The organism is Dokdonella sp., assembly GCF_049593775.1.
In the GTDB taxonomy this organism is placed as follows: Bacteria; Pseudomonadota; Gammaproteobacteria; order Xanthomonadales; family Rhodanobacteraceae; genus Dokdonella.
The window spans coordinates 1-3970 of the sequence record NZ_JBAWHJ010000458.1; the positions used below are offsets into that span (position 1 = coordinate 1).

Annotated in this window: 4 protein-coding genes; 3 read left to right on the forward strand and 1 reads right to left on the reverse strand. The window is 58.5% G+C overall.

Going from position 1 to position 3970, the window contains the following annotated elements; translation table 11 throughout:
- Positions 1–169 precede the first annotated feature (169 nt).
- Positions 170–2227 (reverse strand): TonB-dependent receptor, encoded by a 2058-nt coding sequence (locus tag WBP53_RS15800; protein WP_423930635.1) that lies wholly within the window; start codon positions 2225–2227, stop codon positions 170–172.
- A 135-nt stretch (positions 2228–2362) separates the two neighbouring features.
- Here WBP53_RS15800 and WBP53_RS15805 point away from each other — a divergent pair, with 135 nt between their 5' ends.
- From WBP53_RS15805 to WBP53_RS15815, 3 genes are all read left to right on the forward strand, one after another.
- Positions 2363–2815, forward strand: a complete 453-nt coding sequence (locus WBP53_RS15805; RefSeq protein WP_423930637.1) for a MerC domain-containing protein — start codon at positions 2363–2365, stop codon at positions 2813–2815.
- Positions 2816–2884: 69 nt separating this feature from the next.
- On the forward strand, positions 2885–3826 hold the full coding sequence (locus tag WBP53_RS15810) for a cation diffusion facilitator family transporter (RefSeq protein WP_423930639.1): 942 nt from the start codon (positions 2885–2887) through the stop codon (positions 3824–3826).
- Between the two features lie 73 nt (positions 3827–3899).
- Positions 3900–3970: 30S ribosomal protein THX (locus WBP53_RS15815; protein WP_423930641.1), on the forward strand; the 71-nt coding region annotated here is incomplete at its 3' end.

Genomic DNA, 3970 nt, shown 5'->3' on the forward strand with positions numbered 1-3970 from the left:
CTGCTACTGCGTTGCTCTACCTCCTGCATCCATGCAGTCGTCACCCCAGCCCTCTCCCGAGGGGAGAGGTAGACAAGCCACTCCTCATGCAACCTTTCCCCGAGGGGTGAGGGATTCGGACTCCTGCAGTCAACTTGCAATCCGGCGCGCAAACGCCGGGTTGGTCAGATCAGAAAAATGCGCGGATTCCCAATGCCACCGAGCGGCCAGGCAAGGGTGCGACATCCTTGATGAAGGACGTGGACAGGCGCGCTGTATCGTTGCCGAGATTGGTGGCATCAAGAAAAGCCTCCCAGCTCAATCTACGATCCGCGTTGAACGTGTAACTCAGGTGCGCATTGATCATCGTGAACGCTGCGGTTTCGGTTTCGTAGTCGGGTACGTCGTCCTGCTTGAAATAGTGAGCAAGTCCGATGTTGGCTCGCCAGGCATCTGAGTTCCAGTAGAGATCGAGTCCCGCTCTGGCTGGCGCAATTCTCGGCAGCTCACCACCGTTGGTGAGATACGCATTGACCGTATCGCCCCAAACCCTCAGCAGATAAACCCCGCTGGGTCCGCTTGAAAGCTGAATCTTGGCTTCGCCTTCGAACCCGTTGAACCTTGCGTCCGCCTGAGTCCATTGACGTACGGGAAGATCGTCTTCGATATCTCCTGTGTCGTCCAGATAGATGAAGTCGTTGAATCGATTGGTGTAGGCCGCCAGATTGACTTCAACCGTGTCGCCGTGAAAATGCAGGCCAAGTTCGAGCTGATTCGCGGTCTCCTCGTTCAGATCTGCATCGCCGATTTCGAAGGCGCCGGTCGCCAGATGTGGACCATTGGCAAACAGCTCTTCTTCTGCTGGCGCGCGCTCGGCGCGATCCAGATTGGCGGTCATGTGCCACTCTTCAGTGAACCGGTAGCTGGCCCCTGCGGACAGACTGAAGGGGTTGAAATCCCTCTTTGGTCCGTCATCAGGCTCACTCGACTGGCTGTCGATACGGGCGCCGAGCTCCAGGCCGAAATTGCCGAAGTCCCTCTGTTCAAGGACGAACAGTCCAAGGCCCTTGGTGGTTGTCTTGGGCACGAAGGCCTCGTCGCCGATCGCTGCGAAAGTGCGATCCAGGAACTGCACGCCGACCGCACCTTTCCAGCCCGATACGTCGTTGTGGACGAGCTCGATACGCCCCTCATTGCCGTCGTTGTTGAAGACGGTGCCAACCTCGTCACCTTCGAATTCGGTATGGGTGTAGTCGATGTGTCCGAAACTGAAACGCAGGGAGTTGAACCCGGGCATCGGGTCGGTCAGCTCGCCCTTGAGGTCGTAGCGCGTCTGCGCCAGCTTGAGCGTAACCGGGCCTTCTTCTTCATCTCCGGGTTCAGCAGGATTGCCGTAATTGTCGAGGTAGCGTGAAACGGCAAAGCCTACATAGCCGCGATTACCAATCCAGGAGGCGCCGATCGCACCGGATTCCGTGTCCAGGAAACTGTTGGCCAGGGTTCCGACCGGGGTGCTGTAGTCGTCCGCACTGCGCATGGCTCCGTCTACATGGAGCGCGAATTGTCCAGAGCCCATGTCAAGTCTGAACATGCCCGTACCGCTATTGTCCGCAGTTGCCCCGCGAAGTTCGGCTCGGCCGCTCAGTCCGTTTTCCGGAAGGCCTTGCGGAATTCGGCCATCCACAACATTGACCACGCCACCTATGGCACCGGAACCGTAAAGCAGGGTAGACGGCCCCTTGAGTACTTCGATCTGATCGGCCAGGAAGGGCTCGATGGCAACGGCGTGATCCTGGCTTACGTTGGAGACATCACCGGAACTCAGTCCGTTGGAAAGAACGGCCACTCGCGAACCTTCCTGACCACGAATCACCGGCCTGCCGACGCCGGCACCAAATGAGGTTGTCTGGATTCCGAGCTCATTGGCCAAGGTCTCGCCGATGGTTGCAGATTTGACGTCGTCGAGCTCCGAGCCTCTGAGCAGCACGACCGGTGTGATGATTTCGTCGATACCCAATTGCATTGGGAACGCATTGACCACCACGCTGGGGAGGGTGTCGTCCTTTCCTACCTGATTGTTCGATTGAATGGTGTCATCCGCTTCAGGAGTGGACTCCTGCCCGGACTCTTCTGTCGTGTCAGATGCTTCGGCTGTTTGTGCGTGCGCGGGCAAGGGAAGCACTACCGCGATTGCCAGGGCGATTGCCGAAGTGAGAGGGAGTCTTGAAAGAGTGGATCTGACGTTCATATTCAGCCTTGCAGTTGAGTCCGGGTACGTGACGTTATAATATAACATCCCGTCGGGAGATCGGGTCAAGCTCGGCTCCCGCTTCCTGACTCGAAAGAGCGAGCCCTACGGATGCTTGCGTTATTCTTTAAATCAATGAATCTGCCTCCAGCCACCGATCCGCCAAAGCTCATGTCCAATGCAAGACAAAAAACCGGCATAAACAAGCGCATCGATCGCTTCGGTGCCTTCGCTTCAATGCTTTGCGCAATCCATTGCGCCTTGCTGCCGGTAGTTTTCGGGGTGCTGCCTGCGCTGGGTCTGGGCTTTCTTGCCAACCACGTCTACGAACAGATTTTCGTAGGTTTCGCCATCCTGCTCGCATCGATCAGTCTCTGGTTCGGCTTGCGCAAGCACGGCAGCTATCTTGCATTCTGGTTTCTAGTGCCGGGAATCGTCCTGCTGGTCTACGGAATGCTGATTGGTTCCGACCACGCGAACAGCGGTCATGCCGTGGTTGTCAGCATTGGTGGCACCCTCGTTGCGATATCTCATCTGGCCAATCTTCGTCTCAATCACGTGCATGGGCCGAATTGCGATCACGCCTGATCCCTGCGTGATTGTGTAACCCCGGGCCTCCTCACTAGCATGGCCGGCTCAACCTCTTCATCGACACCCATGCATTCCCATCATCACGACCATGATCACGACCATGGGCATGCCCATGGCGATTCGCCGCAGCGTGAACGTCGTCTGCTGTTCGCGTTTGGCCTGACCACGATCACGATGCTCGCTGAAGCCGTCGGCGGCTGGGTTTCTGGCTCGCTGGCCCTGCTTGCCGACGCCGGGCACATGCTGGTTGATGCGGGGGCCCTGATGTTTGCCTGGCTGGGGGCCCATTTCGCGCGACGCCCCCCCGATTCATTGCGAAGTTTCGGATATGCGAGGCTTGAGGTGCTGGTCGGATACACCAATTCCCTGACCCAGATCCTGCTCGTCGCCTGGATTGCCTATGAGGCGTTCACCCGGTTCCTGAATCCCGCGCCGATACTTTCGGGGACCATGCTGGTGGTTGCTCTGGGCGGATTGCTGATCAACCTGTTTGTGCTGCGGGTGCTGGGCGGACACGATCACGACGATCTGAACACTGCCGCAGCCCGCCTGCATGTGATCGGCGATCTGCTGGGGTCGGTCGGAGCAGTCGCGGCGGCCCTTGTGGTCCGCTATCTCGACTGGCTCTGGGCAGATCCGGCGATTTCCGTCTTTGTCTCGCTGCTGATCCTCGGAAATGCCTGGCGGCTGTTGCGTCGAAGCGCGCATATCCTGCTAGAGGGCGTGCCCGAGGGCATTGAGACGAGCGCTGTTTCCAGCCAGCTTGAGTCGGAAATCGACGACGTGCGCGAGGTCCATCATGTGCACCTCTGGCAGCTTGGTGGTGGCCAGCGCATGGCGACGCTGCACGCCCGCCTGCACGAGGGCAGTGACTCGGACAGGGCCATCGAGTCGATCCAGGCAGCGCTCCGAGGTCGGTTCGGGGTCAGTCACGCGACGGTCCAGATTGAGGCTTCAGAGTGCCGCCAATCGAAGTGTGCGACCGGTCCAGAGTGTCGGGAATCCTGATTCGACTTGCGCTTTGCCACGGCACTGCTATCCTTCCCGCCCTTTGTTTGCCGAATTATCTAGAGGAATACCGATGGGCCGTGGTGACCGCAAGACCCGCAAGGGCAAAATCGCTATCCGCAGTTATGGCAATGTGCGTCCGCA